12 protein-coding genes and 6 pseudogenes are annotated in these 16,321 nt (G+C 70.3%); 10 read left to right on the top strand and 8 right to left on the bottom strand.

All coding sequences use genetic code 11. The annotated features are described in order from the left end of the window. Together ABT001_RS34665 and ABT001_RS34660 are read left to right on the top strand one after the other, a co-directional pair. The coding region (locus ABT001_RS34665; protein ID WP_351285549.1) for a transposase at positions 1-235 on the top strand (235 nt) is incomplete at its 5' end. 37 nt (positions 236-272) lie between these two features. After that, positions 273-983 (top strand): annotated as a pseudogene (locus ABT001_RS34660) (IS256 family transposase); the annotation flags it as partial. An 83-nt stretch (positions 984-1,066) separates the two neighbouring features. On the opposite strand, the gene ABT001_RS34655 reads toward ABT001_RS34660, so the two are convergent. From ABT001_RS34655 to ABT001_RS34630, 6 genes and pseudogenes are all read right to left on the bottom strand, one after another. Further along, positions 1,067-1,318, bottom strand: a complete 252-nt coding sequence (locus tag ABT001_RS34655; protein WP_351285548.1) for a multicopper oxidase domain-containing protein — start codon at positions 1,316-1,318, stop codon at positions 1,067-1,069. Positions 1,319-1,941: 623 nt separating this feature from the next. Next, positions 1,942-2,385: pseudogene (locus tag ABT001_RS34650) on the bottom strand (multicopper oxidase domain-containing protein); the annotation flags it as partial. A 56-nt stretch (positions 2,386-2,441) separates the two neighbouring features. Then, complete coding sequence (locus ABT001_RS34645) at positions 2,442-3,278, bottom strand: cupredoxin domain-containing protein (protein ID WP_351285546.1); 837 nt, start codon at positions 3,276-3,278, stop codon at positions 2,442-2,444. A gap of 164 nt (positions 3,279-3,442) precedes the next feature. Beyond that, on the bottom strand, positions 3,443-3,883 hold the full coding sequence (locus ABT001_RS34640) for an SRPBCC family protein (protein ID WP_351285545.1): 441 nt from the start codon (positions 3,881-3,883) through the stop codon (positions 3,443-3,445). Positions 3,884-3,961: 78 nt separating this feature from the next. Continuing rightward, positions 3,962-5,356, bottom strand: a complete 1,395-nt coding sequence (locus tag ABT001_RS34635; RefSeq protein ID WP_351285543.1) for an MFS transporter — start codon at positions 5,354-5,356, stop codon at positions 3,962-3,964. A gap of 175 nt (positions 5,357-5,531) precedes the next feature. Next, positions 5,532-6,056, bottom strand: a complete 525-nt coding sequence (locus ABT001_RS34630) for an SRPBCC family protein (protein ID WP_351285542.1) — start codon at positions 6,054-6,056, stop codon at positions 5,532-5,534. Between the two features lie 1,113 nt (positions 6,057-7,169). Here ABT001_RS34630 and ABT001_RS34625 point away from each other — a divergent pair. The 4 genes and pseudogenes from ABT001_RS34625 to ABT001_RS36185 form a co-directional block, all read left to right on the top strand. Next, positions 7,170-7,733 (top strand): TetR/AcrR family transcriptional regulator, encoded by a 564-nt coding sequence (locus tag ABT001_RS34625; RefSeq protein ID WP_351285540.1) that lies wholly within the window; start codon positions 7,170-7,172, stop codon positions 7,731-7,733. 118 nt (positions 7,734-7,851) lie between these two features. After that, positions 7,852-9,204 carry a carotenoid oxygenase family protein gene (locus ABT001_RS34620; protein WP_351285538.1) on the top strand — a complete coding sequence of 451 codons (1,353 nt, stop codon included), beginning with the start codon at positions 7,852-7,854 and terminating at the stop codon, positions 9,202-9,204. 139 nt (positions 9,205-9,343) lie between these two features. Further along, on the top strand, positions 9,344-10,414 hold the full coding sequence (locus ABT001_RS34615) for a medium chain dehydrogenase/reductase family protein (protein WP_351285537.1): 1,071 nt from the start codon (positions 9,344-9,346) through the stop codon (positions 10,412-10,414). 19 nt (positions 10,415-10,433) lie between these two features. Then, positions 10,434-10,695: pseudogene (locus tag ABT001_RS36185) on the top strand (hypothetical protein); the annotation flags it as partial. A gap of 251 nt (positions 10,696-10,946) precedes the next feature. Here ABT001_RS36185 and ABT001_RS34610 read toward each other — a convergent pair. Then, positions 10,947-11,900 carry an IS481 family transposase gene (locus ABT001_RS34610; protein WP_351285535.1) on the bottom strand — a complete coding sequence of 318 codons (954 nt, stop codon included), beginning with the start codon at positions 11,898-11,900 and terminating at the stop codon, positions 10,947-10,949. A gap of 373 nt (positions 11,901-12,273) precedes the next feature. Here ABT001_RS34610 and ABT001_RS34605 point away from each other — a divergent pair, with 373 nt between their 5' ends. Beyond that, positions 12,274-13,650 (top strand): IS1380 family transposase, encoded by a 1,377-nt coding sequence (locus ABT001_RS34605; RefSeq protein WP_351285534.1) that lies wholly within the window; start codon positions 12,274-12,276, stop codon positions 13,648-13,650. 272 nt (positions 13,651-13,922) lie between these two features. After that, positions 13,923-14,403 (top strand): annotated as a pseudogene (locus tag ABT001_RS34600) (IS701 family transposase); the annotation flags it as partial. 89 nt (positions 14,404-14,492) lie between these two features. Here ABT001_RS34600 and ABT001_RS34595 read toward each other — a convergent pair. Beyond that, complete coding sequence (locus ABT001_RS34595) at positions 14,493-15,599, bottom strand: site-specific integrase (protein ID WP_351285531.1); 1,107 nt, start codon at positions 15,597-15,599, stop codon at positions 14,493-14,495. 130 nt (positions 15,600-15,729) lie between these two features. Here ABT001_RS34595 and ABT001_RS34590 point away from each other — a divergent pair. Both ABT001_RS34590 and ABT001_RS34585 read left to right on the top strand, forming a co-directional pair. Further along, positions 15,730-15,909 (top strand): annotated as a pseudogene (locus tag ABT001_RS34590) (type I-E CRISPR-associated protein Cas5/CasD); the annotation flags it as partial. 52 nt (positions 15,910-15,961) lie between these two features. Continuing rightward, positions 15,962-16,321, top strand: a pseudogene (locus tag ABT001_RS34585) (type I-E CRISPR-associated protein Cas5/CasD); the annotation flags it as partial.

The following is a 16,321-nucleotide window of genomic DNA, read 5'->3' as shown; positions in this document are numbered from 1 at the left end:
CGGCGACCGCCTCGAGGACTGGATCACCCGAGCCGAGCAGGACTCCCTGGTCCCACTCGCCTCCTTCGCTCACAACCTCCGCCGCGACTTCGACGCCGTCCGCAACGGCCTGTCCCTGCCGCACAGCTCCGGCGCCGTCGAGGGCAATATCAACCGGCTGAAGATGCTGAAGCGGCAGATGTTCGGCCGAGCCGGCCTCGATCTCCTTCGCAAACGTGTCCTACTCGCGCGATGAGCCCAGCCGTCCGGATCACAAGATCGTCGACAGAACCAAGATCCGCGACGGCGCGGTCGCCAACCGGCCCATCTACGTGGCTCTGGCCGTCACCGTCGAGGGCCGGCGGGACATTCTCGGGCTGTGGACCGGCGACGGCAGCGAGGGCGCCAAGCACTGGATGCACATCCTCACCGAGATCAAGAACCGCAGTGTGAAGGACGTCCTCATGCTCGTCTGCGACGGGCTGAAGGGGCTTCCTGACGCGGTCGAGACCGTCTGGCCCCGCACCGTCGTGCAGACCTGCGTGGTCCATCTGCTGCGCAACTCCTTCCGCTATACCGCCCGCCAGGACTGGGACAAGATCGCCAAGGTCCTCAAGCCCGTCTACTCCGCGGCGACCGAGGACGCGGCCCTCGATCGGTTCGCGGAGTTCGCCGACGCATGGGGCAGGAAGTATCCGGCGATCGTCAGGCTCTGGGAAAACGCGTGGCAGGAGTTCACCCCGTTCCTGCGCTTCGACACCGAGATCCGCCGCATCGTCTGCACCACCAACGCGATCGAGTCCGTCAACGCCAGGATCCGCCGGGCGGTGAAAGCCCGGGGGCACTTCACGAACGAACAGGCCGCCCTGAAGTGCGTCTACATGGCGATCATGTCGCTCGACCCGACCGGCAAGGGCCAAGCCCGCTGGACCATGCGCTGGAAAACCGCTCTGAACGCCTTCGATATCACCTTCGACGGCCGACTCTCCGCAGCACGCCAGTAACCCTCAACAACCCGAGTTACACCGCTCGTTTGACAGTCCCGATGGCACTGGGCAGCCGAGGGGGTGACCACAGCTCGGCAGGGTCACTGGCCCGATGTGAGCGCTTCACTGGGCTGGGTGACTTCGAGGATGCCCATCATGCCGAGGTCCTCGTGGGCGGCGATGTGGCAGTGGTAGACGGTGCGGCCTCCCTTGCCGCGGAAGGGCACGGCGAGGCGGACGGTGGTGCCAGCGGCGATGTTGACGGTGTCGCGCCAGGCACGGAAGCGTTCCGGTTTCCCGTCCCTGTCGAGGACTTGGACGGCGTAACTGTGGAGGTGGAAGGGGTGGTCCATGGTGTGGGTGTTCTCCACCTCCCAGATTCCAGGGTGTTCAGGGAGGCGTGGAGGTCGACGCGGTCGTGGTCGAAGGTGCGGCGGTCGATGGTGTAGGTGCCGTCGCCGGCTCCGTCCAGGAGGATCCGGCGGGTACGGACAGCGGTTGCGGAGTCGATTTTCTCCACCGGCAGCAGTGAGGCGGGAAGTTCCACGGGGTCGAGACCTGCGGGGATGTCGATGGCGGCCATCGGCCGGTCGGGGGTGCGCTGTCCGCCGGGGCCGTAGACGGAGTAGGGCAGGGCGCGCAGGGTCAGGCGGCCTGGTGCGGTGGTCGCCACGAGGACTTCCGCGCGTTCGCCGGGGGCGAGGAGGATCTCGGTGAGGGGGACGGGCCGTTCGAGCAGGCCGCTGTCGGTGGCGATGAGGTGGGCGGTGGTGCGCTCCTCGTCGCGGGTGAGGGCCAGCAGCAGGTGGTCGCCGGCGGTGGCGTTGAGCAGGCGCAGGCGGGTGCGTCCGGTGCGGGCGGTGATGACGGGGCGGGTGGCTCCGTTGACGAGGACATCGCGGCCGGTGCGGGTGAACATCAGCAGGCGGTCGTCGGCGTTGCGCAGTGCGGGCTGGTCGTCGGCGGGGCCGGTGACGACGATGGGTCCGGGGAGACCGGCCAGGAGCTGTCGTTCGACGTCGCCGTGGGCGTGGGGGTGGTACCAGTAGGTGCCGGCCGACCCGGGCGGGAGGGTGAACTCGCGGACGTCGGACTGGCCAGGTGCAAGGTGGGCCAGGGGGGCGTCGGTGGCGGGCGGCATCGGGACGCCGTGCAGGTGGAGGCTGGAGGGGACATCGAGGTCGTTGCGGAAGGCCAGCCTGACCCGGTCGCCTTCGCGCAGGCGCAGCAGCGGCCCGGGGCCGGGTGTGGTGCCGTTGTATGTCAGCCGCCCGGCCCCTGCACTGGTGGCGATGAGGGTGCCGGCCCTGGTGGCGGGCTCGCCCTGGGGGGTGTGGAGGTCGAGTTCGGGCAGTGCGGGCAGAGGCGGTCCGTCGGCGGGTGCGTCGGCGGGGATGAGGGTGCGGATGAGGGGGGACAAGCGCTTCAGTGGTGGCGAGGACGCCCGTGACGATCAGGGAGCGCCGTGACAGAAGGTCAGTCATTGTGGTGGTGGGCGTCGGTGGCGGGGGCGGTGTCGGTGTTGAGGGCTTCCGGTGTGAGGGTGGTGGCGTCGCCGGTGATGACGAGCTGTCCCTTCATGCCGTCAGCGCTGTGGCTGCCAACCGAGCAGTGCATGGCGTACCGGCCGGGGGGCGCCTGAACGACGACGGTGCGGGTGCGGCCGCTGGGGACCTCGATGTCGATGCCGAGCTTGTCGACGGCGAAGGCGTGGGCGTCGTCGGTGTCGTTGGTGAAGGTGAAGGCGACCGGCTGGCCGGGGGCGGCTCGCAGGACGGAGGGCTCGAAGCGGTAGTTGACCATGTCGACGGTGGGCAGTGCGGCGATCTGCTCGGTGGTGAGGGAGCCGTTGTCGTCGCTCTGGGGGGAGGTGAGGACGACGCCGGCGCTCAGGGCGAGGGCCGCGGTCAGGGCGAGGGCGCCGGTGATGGCCGGGGTGCGGCGCTTGAGGAGGGTGGCGGCTATCGGCCCGGTGACCGCGCCGGCTGCGGCGAGTTCGAGGAGGGCGGCGGCGAAGTACAGCATGTCCCCCGGGCGGGTCAGGTCGAAGGAGAGGGCTGTGGTGCGGGTCGCGAGAACGGCGATGACGGCGAGGAGGGAGGCGAGGGGGGCCCAGCGCACGCGCCGCCAGATCAGGGCGGCCGCGGTCAGGGGCAGGACGGCCAGTGCGGCCATGCCGGGGTTCGGCTGGCCTCCCAGGGCCAGGTGGGCGAGGAGCTCGCAGAGCGCCAGGGCCAGCAGTCCGGCGGCCGTCAGGCGGTCGGGGAGCGTCAGCGGCGGGGCGGAGACGGGTGTGGGAGCGATGGCGGTCATCGTCAGTGGCCTTCCGGGACGGGTTGTGGCGAGGGAGGGTGTACGGGGGATCGACGTCGCTGCGCATCGTGCGGGAGATGCGTGATACGGGTGAAGAGCGGCCGGAAGGGCGGCGCGGGAGCATGGGGCCACGCAGTTCCCTCTCCGGCCAGGTCGTGAGGAGGTCAGCTCCGGCTCTCGGCAGTGGCCTTCAGGACCTTCAGCCATGCCAGGAGTGATTCCTCGAGCGCGTGGTGCATGGCCTGCGGGGCCGCGTCGACGGGGGCGCCCGCCCAGGACTCGCGGGTGCTGACCTGCACGCCGTCGCTGGTCTGTTCGAACTCCCAGACGTGGATGCCGGTGATGCCGTGGGCGGGGCCGCCCCAGACGATGCGGCGCATCGGCGTCAGTTCGGCCACGGTGGAGCGAATGTCGAGACCGGCTGTCGTCCAGTCGAAGGAGGCGCCCAGGGCCAGGGGCTGGCGCAGAACCGCGGTGTCGATGCCGGTGTTCCACGACGGCCAGGAGGCGACGTCGGTGTGCAGCTGCCAGATCGTCTCCAGCGGGGCGTGCACGGTCTCGCGCAGTTCGACGACGACGGGGGCGGTGCGGTCGATGTCCATCATGTTCGTTCTCCAGAGGAAGGGTGACCGGTGGGGTCAGGGTGGTGAGGGCGAGGGCCGGATGCTGCCCGGGCCGGCGGTTCAGGAGTGGACGGAGGGCGCAGCTGCTGCAGTGAGGGTTCGGTTGCGGCCTCGGAGCAGGTGGATGGCGGCTCCGGCGGCGGCGAGGAGTGCGATGAGCGCTGTGGCGGCGAGGGCGCGGCGGTAGCCGTGCGCCAGGGTGGCGAGTGCGGGTGTGGAGCGGCCGGCGGGGGTTGCGAGGGTGGTGAGGACGGCGAGGCCGAGGGCACCGCCGACTTGCCGGGAGGTGTTGATCAGTCCGCCGGCGGTGCCTGCGTGCCGGGGTTCGGCCCCTTCGATGCCCAGGGCGGTCAGGGGGACGAAGGCCAGGCCGAGACCTGCGCCGATCAGGAGGGACGGGCCGAGGAGGTCGGGCAGGAAAGCGCCGTCGGAGGGGAGCCGGGCGAGCCAGAGCAGACCGGCGGCGAGTACGAGCAGGCCGGGCAGGAGCGTGCCTCGCAGCCGTCCCGCTCCCCAGGATGCGGCCATGAGGGCTGCGGCGAGGGGAAGTTGGGTCAGGCCCGCCTCCAGCGGGGTGTAGCCGAGGATCTTCTGCAGGTAGAGGGGGAGGAAGAAGAACGTGGCGACCCATACCGCTCCGAGGAGCAGCATCAGCAGGTTGCCGGTGGCGGTGGAGCGGTTGCGCAGGAGCGAGGGGGGCAGCAGGGGGTCTTTCGCACGTCGCTCGATCGGTACGAGTGCCGAGAGCAGCAGCATTCCGGCGGCCGGGAGGACGAAGTCGGGCAGTGGGGTGGTGTCCTTGGCGCCAAGTCCGTAGACGAGGAGGGTGAGGCTGGCGGTGACGGTGAGGGCGCCGGGCACGTCGAGGCGGGCGGTCGGCTTGCGCTCGCCCTGGGCCAGGAGGAGGGGGGCTGTTATGAGGCTGGGAAGAGCGAGCAGGGCGCTGATGGCGAAGATGGCCCACCAGCCCAGCGTGCTGATGAGGACTCCGCTGAGCAGGACACCTGCGGCGGAGGCCGCTCCCCAAGTGCCCAGAGCCTTGCCGCGGGCAGGTCCCGGGGGCCAGTGGGCGAGCAGGATCGCGAGGCTGGCCGGGGAGAGCAGGGCCGCGCCGATTCCCTGGGCTGCTCGGGCTGTGATGAGCGTGGTGGGGCCTGCGGAGAGGCTTGCGGCCAGGGAGCCGGCGGCGAAGACGAAGAGGCCGGCCAGGAAGGCGGTGCGGTGACCGAGGAGGTCGGTGAGGCGGCCGCCCAAAGGCAGCAGGGCCCCGAAGGCGATGAGGTAGGCGTTAACGATCCAGGTCAGGCCGGTCGAGGTGAGGCCGAGGTCCTGGCCGATGGCGGGCAGGACGACGTTGACGATGGAGGTGTTGAGCACGACGAGGAACTGCGCACCGGCCAGCAGGACGAGGAGGAGGCCCGGGCGAGAGCGTGGTGGGGAGGCGGCGGGGGTCATGATGCCTTTCGGGGTGCTGTCCGGGGCGGGGCACCGTTGTGGCGGACTTGGGCGGGGTCTCGTCCGATGGCGGCCCCGCTCGTGGTGAGCGGCTTGGGGCGTGAGCGGGGCAGTCGCGTCGAGGGCCGGGGCTGCGGCTGGGGCTGCCGTTCAGGGAGGTTGGTCGTTTCCGGGCTCAGGCCTGGGGGTGGCGCTTCTCGGCCTGCTGCTTGAGGTTGTGCAGCCAGTGGTCGAGCGAGTCGTCCAGGGCGTCCTGGAGGTAGTCGGTGTTGGCGGTGACGGGGTCGCCGGTCCAGGACTCCTCGGTGTGGACGTGAACGCCGTCCTTGGCCTGGGTGAAGGTCCACACGTGGACTGCGGTGATGCCCTGGGCCGGGCCGACCCAGACGATGCGGTGCTTGGGCTGCACCTGCTTGACCGTCGAGGTGATGTTCTCCAGGCCTTCGGTGGACCAGACCCACGAGGAGCCCGGGCGCAGCGGCCCCGGGGTCTGCTTGATGGCGGAGCTGACGTTCGGCTGCCAGGCGGGCCAGTTCTCGACGTCGGTCTGGATGCGCCAGATCCGGTCCAGCGGCGCCTTGATGACGATGTCGTCCCGGGTGATCATCGGGGCCGTCTTGTCGATCTCTACCGGTGCGGTCCCTGCGCTCCCGAAGGCAAGGGGCAGTGCGGCAAGGAGTGCGGTGATGGTCGTGTACATGAGAAGTCCTTCGTGAGATCGGAAGAGTTGACACCGCCAGAGAGTGTGGTTGCCCACTCATTTACCGGTCGGCTTGAATCACCAGCCACTAAAGGCCAGAAAACCCAGGGAAGCGTCGCGCCTTGAGCATCGGTTCCAGTTTCCTGGCCGCCCTTCTGGCATGTGAGTAGTCAACCACTCTCTTTCGTTGGTCGTCAACCGGCCCCCTGCAGCTCGGTGCTCAGCGGGACGCAGGGACGAGAGTGCAGACGCCGCCCGGGCGCCTGCGGCACAGAGGGAACCGGCGGCCCGCCGGGAGCGGGAGCGCAGGGGCGGCGGGCGCCGCTGGCCGGACGGCCGGGCGGCCGGACAGAAGGGGACCTCGGCTTCCCGGCCACTCAGGAGCCCGGAAGCGATGCACTCGCGGTGGATGATGGAAGACGCCACGTATCCGCACGACGACCAGCCATCCTTCGCTCGCACGGGACGGCCGCTGCGACCATCGGCCTCGGACCGTGCGGCACCAGCACCTTCCGCCCAGGCCACCCTGAGCGGCATACGCGAGTCCACCGGAGTCCACCGCAGGGACAGGGGCAGGAGCAGGGGGGCACCTACCGGCAACGGCAGGTCACTGCCGCCCGGCCGCCGTACAGGAGCGCAAGACCCGCGGACCAAGCCCGCGGGTCTTGCGCTCCCCTCCTGCCGCAGCACTCCGGGCCGACACTGCCGACCGGCCCGGGAGAACCGACTGGCAGCCGACCGGCCGCCGGGCACCCTCTTTCCGGAGTCGTAGGTCCTCGCATGCCGTCCGAGCCGCGATATCCGGGGCCGGGGACCGTCGCAAACCCGGAAGCACCCCGGAGTTCAGGGAACGCCCTGGCCAGAGGGCGCCTGCACGTCGGCCGCCCAGGAGATGGTTACCGGTGCCCCCGGCCGGGGGCCTGCTTCGCGCGTGACCGCGGGACGGATGACCGGTCGGCGCGCAGCGCTCAGGACGCCCCGGGGAGGGCGGTCAAAACGCCCCTGGGGCCGCGCCGTCCCACCCGCCGCCCCTTCGGCACACCCCGCCCCGACTGCCCCAAGCCGCCGGGGCGGACGTTTGACACCGCAAGGTGTGAGTGGTTGAGTACTCACATGAAGACGGAACGACGCCAACTCTCCACAGCCGACGAACGCCGCGAAACGGTCCTGCATACGGCCATCGGAGCCTTCGCGGCCCGGGGGTACTTCGGGACCACCACCACGGAAGTGGCCAAGGCGGCCGGCATCTCCCAGGCGTACGTCTACCGGCTCTTCCCGAACAAAGTAGCCCTGTTCACCGCGGTCGTCGAACACTGTTTCGTCAGGGTGCGTGCCGCCCTTGAAGAGGGGGCGGCAAAGGCCGGGAGCAGCTCGCCGGAGGCGGTTCTGGCTTCCATGGGTGACGCTTACGCCCGCCTGATCAGTAACAACGATCTGATGCTGGTGCAGCTGCACGCCCAGGCGGCGGCGGTGTCGGAGCCGGCCATCCGGGAAGCGGTCCGGGCGGGGTACGCCCGCAGCGTTGAGTACGTGCGCAGCGCCTCGGGCGGTAGCGAGGCTCAGGTGCAGGAGTTCTTCGCCGTCGGCATGCTGTGCCACCTGCTGGTCTCCATCGACGCCGAGGCGGTCTCGGCTCCCTGGACCCGCACCCTGGCGGCCGGGATCATGCACTACTGATCCCGTCCCGGACGGCGGCCGCCTGCGGACCCTGCGGACGCCCCATTTTTTCACCCTAGGAGTGAGCGTTTGACCACACACTCAAATGTGTTTTTTTCTTCTGAGATTGAGGTTCGTCATGGCCAGCAAGCCCTACCTGACCGGTCACTACTCCCCCGTCGCCGATGAAATCACCGCGACCGAACTGTCCGTGGAAGGGAGTCTGCCGCCCGAGCTGACCGGCCGGCTGATCCGCAACAGCCACAACCCCAAGCCCGGCATCACCCCGGCCCACTGGTTCAAGGGCAGCGGTATGGTCCACGGCATCCGCCTGAACGAGGGCCGCGCCGAGTGGTACCGCAACCGGTGGGTCCACACGCCCGCCCTGGACGGCGCCCCCTACATGACCGACCGGGGGCCGGATCTGAGGGTCAGTACCGCCGGCACGCACGTCATCGAGCACGGCGGGCGCCTGCTGGCCCTGTCGGAGGCAGCGCTGCCCTTCGAGCTCACGGCCGATCTGGAGACGGTGGGCGCGTACGACTTCGGCGGCAAGCTCACCTCCGCCATGACCGCGCACCCCAAGGAGGACCCGGCCACCGGCGAGCTGCACTTCTTCGCCTCCTCCCCCTTCCCCCCGTACCTGATCCACCATGTCGCCTCCCCCGACGGCCAGGTGCTGGACAGTCAGGAGGTACCCGGCGCGAGCGCCGCCCTGAAGCACGACTTCGCGATCTCCGCCCACCACGTGATCTTCCTGGAGGGCTCGGTCACTTTTGACCCCGCCGAGCACTCCGGAATCCCCTACAGCTGGAGCGACGCACAGGCCTCACGGATCGGCGTCATGCCGCGCGGCGCGGGCGGCGCACGGCAGGTCCGGTGGTTCGAGATCGGCCAGGGGTATGGCATGCACTTCGCCAACGCCTACGAGGACGCCTCCGGGCGCATCGTCGTGGAGGGTCCGACGGTGGGACGCGAGGGCTGGCAGCGCTCATGGAACTGGTGGGTCGGCGCCCCCGACCGCGGCGCCGAGCCGAACTCCGGCTCCCGCAACCGCCGCTGGAGCATCGACCTCGCCGCGGGAACCGTCCGCGAGCAGCAGACCGACGACCTGACGGTGGAGTTCCCCACCATCAACGACAGCTTCACCGGCAGCGAGCACCGCTACCAGTACGCCCTGTCCTTCCCCGACGACCTCGGGATCGGCAACCACACCCTGGTGAAGTACGACCGCGCGTCCGGCACCCGGCAGCTGCGGCCCTTCGCCACCGGCCAGCTGCCCAGCGAAGCCGTGTTCGTCCAGGCCGAAGGCACCACCGGCGAGGACGAGGGATACCTCCTCACCGTCGTCAGCGACCTGAACGCCGACGCCTCCAAGATGCTCGTCCTGGACGCCTGCGACCTCACTCTGCCCCCGGTCGCCACCATCCACCTCCCCCGCCGGGTCCCGGCGATGATCCACGGCTCGTGGATCCCCGACTCCGCCCTCTGAGAAGACATCCCCGGCGGCGGCCGGGGCAGCCCACGAAACGCCTGCCCCGGCCGCCGACAGCCCCCTTGCATCGCTCTTCAGCCGCTCCGCCGTACGCCCGCCATCACACGCCCGCTCATTCCAGACGAGGAACACACCCATGCTCTGCTCCCGCCGCACCCCCGCCGCCGCCGCTTCCTCACACACACCGTTCACCGTCACCGAAGCCGTCCTGCCCGGCATCGTGGACCCCGAAGGCATCGAGGTCCGCACCCGCCCCGCCCTTCCCGCCGGCCCCCGCCAGGTGGTGCTGGCCCTGGAGGCCGCCGGGGTCTCCTTCGCCGAACAGCAGATGCGGCGCGGCAAGTACTACGACCAGCCGCCCTTCCCCTTCGTCCCCGGCTACGACCTCATCGGGCGGGCCGTCGAAGCAGGCGAAGACGTCCCCGAGAGCGTGCTGGGCCGGCGCTTCGCGGCCCTGACCAAGACCGGGGCCTGGACCACTCACGTCACCGTCGACGTCCGCGACCTGACCGAAGTCCCCGAACAGGTCGACTCCGCCGAAGCCGAGACCTTCGTCGTCAACGGCATCACCGCCTGGCAGATGCTCCACCGCCTGGCCAAGGTCCGCCCCGGCGACACCGTCCTCGTCCACGGCGCGAACGGCGGAGTGGGCTCCACCCTCGTCCAACTCGCCAACACCGCCGGCGCCACAGTCGTGGGCACCGCCTCGCCCAAGCACCACCAGGCCGTGCGGGCCCTGGGCGCCACACCGGTCGACTACCGCGCCGCCGACCTGGAGGACCTGCTGCGCGAGCACGCACCCCAGGGCTACGACGCGGTCTTCGACCACGTCGGCGGGGAGGGCATCCTCGCCTCCTACCGCCTGCTCGCCCCCAGAGGCACCCTCATCTCCTACGGCACCGCCTCCACCCGCGACGCCCAGGGCTCCTCCAAAGCCCCCGTCCTCAAGCTTTTCACCCGCCTGATGCTCTGGAACGTTCTACCCAACGGCAAAAGCGCCCACTTCTACAACATCTGGGCCGGACGACGCCGCCCCGACGCCTTCCGCACCAAACTCACCACCGACCTGAGCCAGGTCCTCGCCCTCCTCGCCGACAGCCGGCTGATCCCCCACGTCGCCGCGCGCATCCCACTCACCGAGGTCGGCAAAGCAGTACGACTGGCAGAGTCCGGCACCGTCGTCGGCAAAGTCGTCCTGGTGCCCTGACACCTTGGCGAGATCACTGCGGGGCCTGGCGGCTCTCGCGCAGTGGGTGGAGCGGGAGGGCGCGGATCGGCCCGTACCGCGCGGCCACGGCGAAGAGATCGGGGTCGACGGAAAGGCAGCCGGTGGCCGTGAAGCTGAGTGTATGGATCTCGAGTTCATGGACCGTCCTGAGGGAGGGCCCTCCGACTCGTTCGACCCCGCAGGGTGCGGAATTTGGCGGCGTCGAAGTCGGCAGGCAGTTTGGGGAGCAACGTGAGGGCTGCAGCGATGTGCTCGGGTGAAGCGTTGGAATCTGCATCGACTGCTTGGAAGGCATCGGTGGTAGCCATCGGAGTCAAGTGAAGACGCCAAGCTTTGCGGGCTGGGCCCGATGCGTAGCGGACTGTGAGGCTTTCCAGCGGGGTCAAAGGCACGGCGGTACGCAGTGCGTGCCGGGCGAGGCCGTCGGCGACCAGAGCGCAGATTTCTTGGGCGTGGGCCACGTTGCGGTGATGATAGTCGTGGATCTCGTAAATCACCGCGTAGACGAGGGCTAGCTGTATTGCCCTGTGAGGTTGGGGACGCGGCTGGCGGGTGGTTTGCCTGCGAGCGCGGTGTGGCCGCGGTGGTGATTGTAGGAGTGGAGCCAGTGGGGGAAGGCGTCGCGTCGTTCCTGTTCTGAGCGGTAGGGCTTTGCGTAGGCCCATTCGTCGAGCAGGGTGCGGTTGAGGCGTTCGACCTTGCCGTTGGTCTGTGGCCGGTAGGGCCGGGTTCGCTTGTGGGTGATCCCGGCCGCCGTCAGGGTCTCTCGCCAGAGGTGGGACTTGTAGCAGGCGCCGTTGTCGGTCAGGACCCGTTCGACGGTGATCCCGACGCCGGTGAAGTAGGCGTGTGCGCGCGTCCAGAAGGCGGTGGCGGTCTCTTTCCTCTCGTCGCTGTGGATTTCGCTGTAGGCGAGGCGGGAGTGGTCGTCGACGGCGGTGTGGATGTAGCTGTAGCCGGCCCCGGAGCGGGTCTTGCGGCCTGCCTGGCGGCCCAGGGCCTTGTGGCCGCCGCCGTCGGGGATGTTGCCGAGCTTCTTGATGTCCACGTGCACGAGTTCACCGGGCCGGTCGCGTTCGTAGCGGCGTATGACGCGGCCGGTGGCCCGGTCGAGATGGCTGAGCCGGGCCAGGCCGAAGCGGGTCAGGACGCGATGCACGGTCGAGGGCACCAGGCCCAGCAGATGGGCGATGCGGGCTGGGCCCCACCGGCGAAGGACACGGACCTTGATGATCCGGCGTTCGGTGCGGGTCGGGGTCCTGCGTGGGCAGTGGTGGGGGCGGGAGGAGAGGTCCGTCATCCCGGCCTCGCCCAGGGTCCGATAGCGGCCGGCCCACCGCTGGGCGGTGGTCGGTGAGACCTGGAAGCGTTCCGCGGCCCGGCGAAGGGGCCAGCCGTCCTCGACAACGCAGCGGGCCAGCCTCAGGCGCCCGGTCTCGGTCAGGGGTGCATTACGGTGGGGCACGAGGGCCTTTCTGGTCGGTGTAGACGTCGCAATCCACACCGAACCCGGAAGGCCCTCACCCGTTCAAGATCCCTCAGTCGAGACCTGCATCACCCGTCCACAACCTCCCGGGACAGAACAGCTAGCTCGCGGTCCGTGGCAGGACTCGGCAGCGAAACTTCCCGCCAGACTTCCTCAACGGCTTCCGGGGTAATCTGTCGGCGCCCTCCGGCTTCCGGGCCGGGTCCCATCGCGAGCCGGACGGCGCCTAGCCTCGCGCTTTCATGAAGTGGGCTGTCCGGCAGGCGGTCAGGAAAGCAGAAAGTGCCTCTGACCAGCAAGAATGAGGATTGTCGAGGTCCTTGTTCCTGCCACCGTCGGAGGCACTTCCAAGGTGAAGCACTCTATCGGGTCCTATCCCCGTGTCCGTGTCCAGGACGACGGCCGCCAGGTCGTCTCCCAGGCCGGGGCGGTCCTGCTCGTCGAGACGGTCCGTAAGACCGGTCTTGACAAGGCGGTATCCGCGGCGCTGTCGCCGTGGCGGTATCCGCGGGCCGTGCACGATCCGGGCAAGGTCCTCCTGGACGTCGCGCTGGCGGTCGCTTCGGGCGGGGACTGCCTCGCGGACGTGGGCATGCTGCGGGCCGAGCCGACCGTGTTCGGGCCGGTCGCGTCGGACCCGACGGTCTCCCGCCTGATCGAGGCCCTCGCCGCCTCCGAGGAGAAGGCCCTGCAGGCGATCCGGTCCGCGCGGGCCCGAGCCTGTGACCGGGTCTGGCGGTTGGCCGGCCGGGCGGCGCCCGATGCGGACGGGACGGTGACCGTCGACCTCGACGGGGTGCTGGTGGTCGCGCACTCGGACAAGGAGGACGCGGCCCCGACCTGGAAGCGGACCTACGGCCATCACCCGCTCATGACATTCGTCGACCACGGACCGGGTGGCACCGGAGAACCGGTCGCGGCCCTGCTCAGGCCGGGGAACGCGGGCTCGAACACCGCCACCGACCACATCACCACCGCCCGACTCGCCCTGGCCCAGCTACCGAAGGAGTACCGACGCGGGCGGCAGACCTTGGTCCGCACGGACTCCGCGGGCGGCACTCACGACTTCGTCGCCTGGCTCTCCCGGCGGGGGCGGTGGCTGTCCTACTCGGTCGGCATGGTGATCACCGACGCGATCCACCAGCGTGTCCTGAAGGTTCCCGCCTCGACCTGGACGCCGGCCGTCGAGGCCGACGGGGAAATCCGTGACGGGGCCTGGGTCGCCGAGCTCACCGGCGACGTCCTTCACGGCTGGCCCAAGGGCATGCGGCTGATCGTTCGCAAGGAACGGCCCCATCCCGGGGCCCAGTTGAGACTCACCGACGCGGACGGCATGAGGCTGACCTGCTTCGCGACCAACACCGCCGACCGGCCGATCGCCGATCTCGAACTGCGTCACCGCCGACGGGCGAGGGCCGAGGACCGGATCCGGGCCGCCCGGGCCACCGGCCTGCGGAACCTCCCCCTGCATCGCACGGTCCAGAACAAAGTCTGGCTGGAGATCGTGCAGATCACTCTCGACCTGCTGGCCTGGATGCCGATGCTCGCGCTGACCGGCAAGGCCCGCCTCTGGGAGCCCCGCCGCCTGCGGCTTCGCCAGTTCACCGCAGCAGGACAGCTCGTCACCACCGGCCGCCGACGGATTCTCCGGCTGGCCCGGCACTGGCCCTGGACCCGCCACATCACCACCGCGCTCGAACGGCTCGCACTCCTGCCGAACCCCGGCTGACCAGCAGCCTCCCCGACCCGACGACAGCACCTCACCACCCGGAGCAGTGGAACCCGGCGCCACCCCGAGACGACACTCGGGCCCTCGACCTGCCCCACCCCAGCCCACAGCACGAAAACGGTCCACCGACTCCGTCGGCGGACCGTCACGTAGGGCTTGGTCAGGTGTGGTTTGTGATGGCGTGTCTTCTTGATCGGTCGTGTCGTTGACCGGGCGTGCTGAGTGAGGAGTTGGCTGCGGTCCGGTGTGATCTGGACGACTTCGCGGCGGAGATGTTCGAACCGTTCGCGCGGGCGGACCAGTGCCGGTGGGACGGGGTCTATCTGCGGGGCCTGTTGCTGGACGGTGGGCGCAAGTCGGTGGAGCCGATGGCCGCCCGCCTGGGCGAGGACGGGAACCGGCAGGCCCTGGCTCACTTCGTCACCTCGAGCCCGTGGGATGCGGCGCATGTGCGGGCCCGCCTGGCCTGGCGCATGCAGCCGGTCATCAAACCCAGCGCCCTGGTCATCGATGACACCGGCTACGGGGACGCCTCGGCGTGCGTGACCCGGCAGTACACTGGCACCGCGGGCAAGGTCACCAACTGCCAGGCCGGGGTTTCGCTTCACTGGCTTCCAACGGCGCCTCCGCGGCGGTGAACTGCGTCTGTTCCTGCCCGGGAGCTGGGATCCCGCCTCACCGAAGGCCGATCCGGCCAAGGTGGCCCGCCGTGACAAGTGCGCCATCCCCGCCGAGGTGGGCAATGTCGAGAAGCGGCCAGCGCCAGCCGAGGTTCGCCTGTGCCCTGACTGGCTTCCTGCTAATCCGTGAACGGGGGCAGAAACGGTCGTCTTCGCCCGCGCTTACAGGCCGATGCCCTCGGTGGCGGTGTCCTCCCAGCGTTCGCCCTCGTCGACGTACTCCCAGAAGACCGGGCTGTTGGCGGCCCAGCCGCCCTGCTTGCGGAGCTTCTCGGCGCGCTTGCCGCGCCTGCGGCCGGTGTTGACCAGGCCGCGGCGTGCGGAGTGCCCGGTGAGCTTGACGTCCAGGCCGGCGCGCTGGGCGGCCCGAGTGATGGCCAGGCGGCAGCCGTCGGGCCCGAGCCGCAGGGTGCCGAGGCGGCCCTTCTGGTCGACCGGCAGGAAGGCCGGACCCGCGGTGAGTCCGGCGGCCTCCTGCCAGGCCAGCCAGCAGCGGACCGGGCAGGTGTCGGGGTTCTCGCCGTAGGCGACCGCGACGTCGCGGGGCGGGCGGCCCTTGACGGAGGGGACGTGCACCTCGAGTCCTTCGGCGACCTGGGTGATGCCCTCGGTGTCGAGGGAGGAGACCTCCTCGGACCGCCCGGCGATGCCGAATGCCAGCGTCGCGAGCGCCCTGTCGCGTAGCCGGGCGAGCTCGGGCAGTTCCTGGGTGCCGCGGCGCCGGCCGACGGCGGGCTGCGGGCGGGTGGCGGGCGCGGTGTTCATCGCCTTCAGGTGTGCGGGGGTAGCCGCGATCGCCTTGCCGCGGCCGCGCGCGGTCCGTGCCGGGTCGAGCTTCATCGGCTTGAGCGCCTCCCGGGCGGCCTTCGTCGCCTGCTTGGGGACCTCGGTGCCGTGCCGGCGAGCGGTGACCGTGACGCCGGTGTTGCGGCGGTCGATGGTGCTGGGCGCCGCCGTCTTCATCTCGTCGAGCCAGACGACGAAGGCGACCAGGGTGCCCTTGGTGACCGCGGTCAGCGGCAGCACGTGGCCGGTCCGTCCGGCGAGCCACTGGTGGAACTCGGCCCAGAGCTCCCAGTCGCGGGCATAAGAGGCGCGGGTCTTCGTCGGCCGGGCGTCGGCCAGGTGCTCCTCGGCGCCCTGGTCGAGCGCGGCGAGCACGGCGGCGGTCGCGCTGTCGTACGGCGCAGGTGCAGCGCCGCCGGGGGCGCACGGGGCGACAAGCTCGGCGGTGACGTGGTCCTCGTACGGCTGGAGCTGACCGGTCACGCCCGGATCGCCTCCTCGTCCGCGGCGGCGATCCGGGCGCGGAAGGCGGCCTCGCCGGCGGCATCGTTCCTCCGCCCTCGGCCGCCACCGCGACCAGCCCATCGACGACCTCACTGCACTCCAACTGACCGTGCGCACCGACCGGCCCGGAGTGCTGCTACGCGACCTGCACACCGTCGGCGGCGGCCTCCCCGGCAAAGCGACCGTGACCACCGCCGAGGGCAAAAAACGCCCCGGCGACACCGGCACCCTCCTCACCCACCGCTACTACCTCGCCGACGCCGCCTTCACCCTCGCCCTCACCACCCCACAACCGACCACCGAAACCCACACCCTCCTGGACCGCTGTGCTGAAGCCCTGCGTGCCCCCCCGGTGGTCCCTGCACCTCGGCCGCCGCTCATGCCCGCCCGAAGGCCCCGTCCTGATCGGGCGAAGCGACGACGCCCTGCACCACCTCATCCACCTGCCACTCGCCGCACAACCCACCCGGCACCGCTCAGCCGACAGCACACCGGTGGAATTCCTGGCCGACCGCCCCCTCACCCACCTGCCCAACCCCGCCGCCACAGTCAGCGACACCAACGAGGACGGCAGCCACACCTCGGGCGAAGTCAACGACCAGCCCATCAGCTACCACCCCAGCCGACGCTCCTACCGCGCCCGACCGCTGTACCGACGCACCCTGCTCCTGCCCCACTCCCAGTTCGCCGGCTTCGGAAAA

It is taken from the genome of Streptomyces sp. NPDC002793 (assembly GCF_040295485.1).
Taxonomy (GTDB): Bacteria; Actinomycetota; Actinomycetes; order Streptomycetales; family Streptomycetaceae; genus Streptomyces.
This window is presented reverse-complemented; position numbering and strand designations above follow the sequence as displayed.

Excerpts from the sequence above, each read along its gene's own strand:
- ABT001_RS34655 (WP_351285548.1), bottom strand. The coding sequence starts at position 1,318 with ATGGACCACCCCTTCCACCTCCACAGTTACGCCGTCCAAGTCCTCGAC.
- ABT001_RS34645 (WP_351285546.1), bottom strand. The coding sequence starts at position 3,278 with ATGACCGCCATCGCTCCCACACCCGTCTCCGCCCCGCCGCTGACGCTC.
- ABT001_RS34640 (WP_351285545.1), bottom strand. The coding sequence starts at position 3,883 with ATGATGGACATCGACCGCACCGCCCCCGTCGTCGTCGAACTGCGCGAG.
- ABT001_RS34635 (WP_351285543.1), bottom strand. The coding sequence starts at position 5,356 with ATGACCCCCGCCGCCTCCCCACCACGCTCTCGCCCGGGCCTCCTCCTC.
- ABT001_RS34630 (WP_351285542.1), bottom strand. The coding sequence starts at position 6,056 with ATGTACACGACCATCACCGCACTCCTTGCCGCACTGCCCCTTGCCTTC.
- ABT001_RS34625 (WP_351285540.1), top strand. The coding sequence starts at position 7,170 with ATGAAGACGGAACGACGCCAACTCTCCACAGCCGACGAACGCCGCGAA.
- ABT001_RS34620 (WP_351285538.1), top strand. The coding sequence starts at position 7,852 with ATGGCCAGCAAGCCCTACCTGACCGGTCACTACTCCCCCGTCGCCGAT.
- ABT001_RS34615 (WP_351285537.1), top strand. The coding sequence starts at position 9,344 with ATGCTCTGCTCCCGCCGCACCCCCGCCGCCGCCGCTTCCTCACACACA.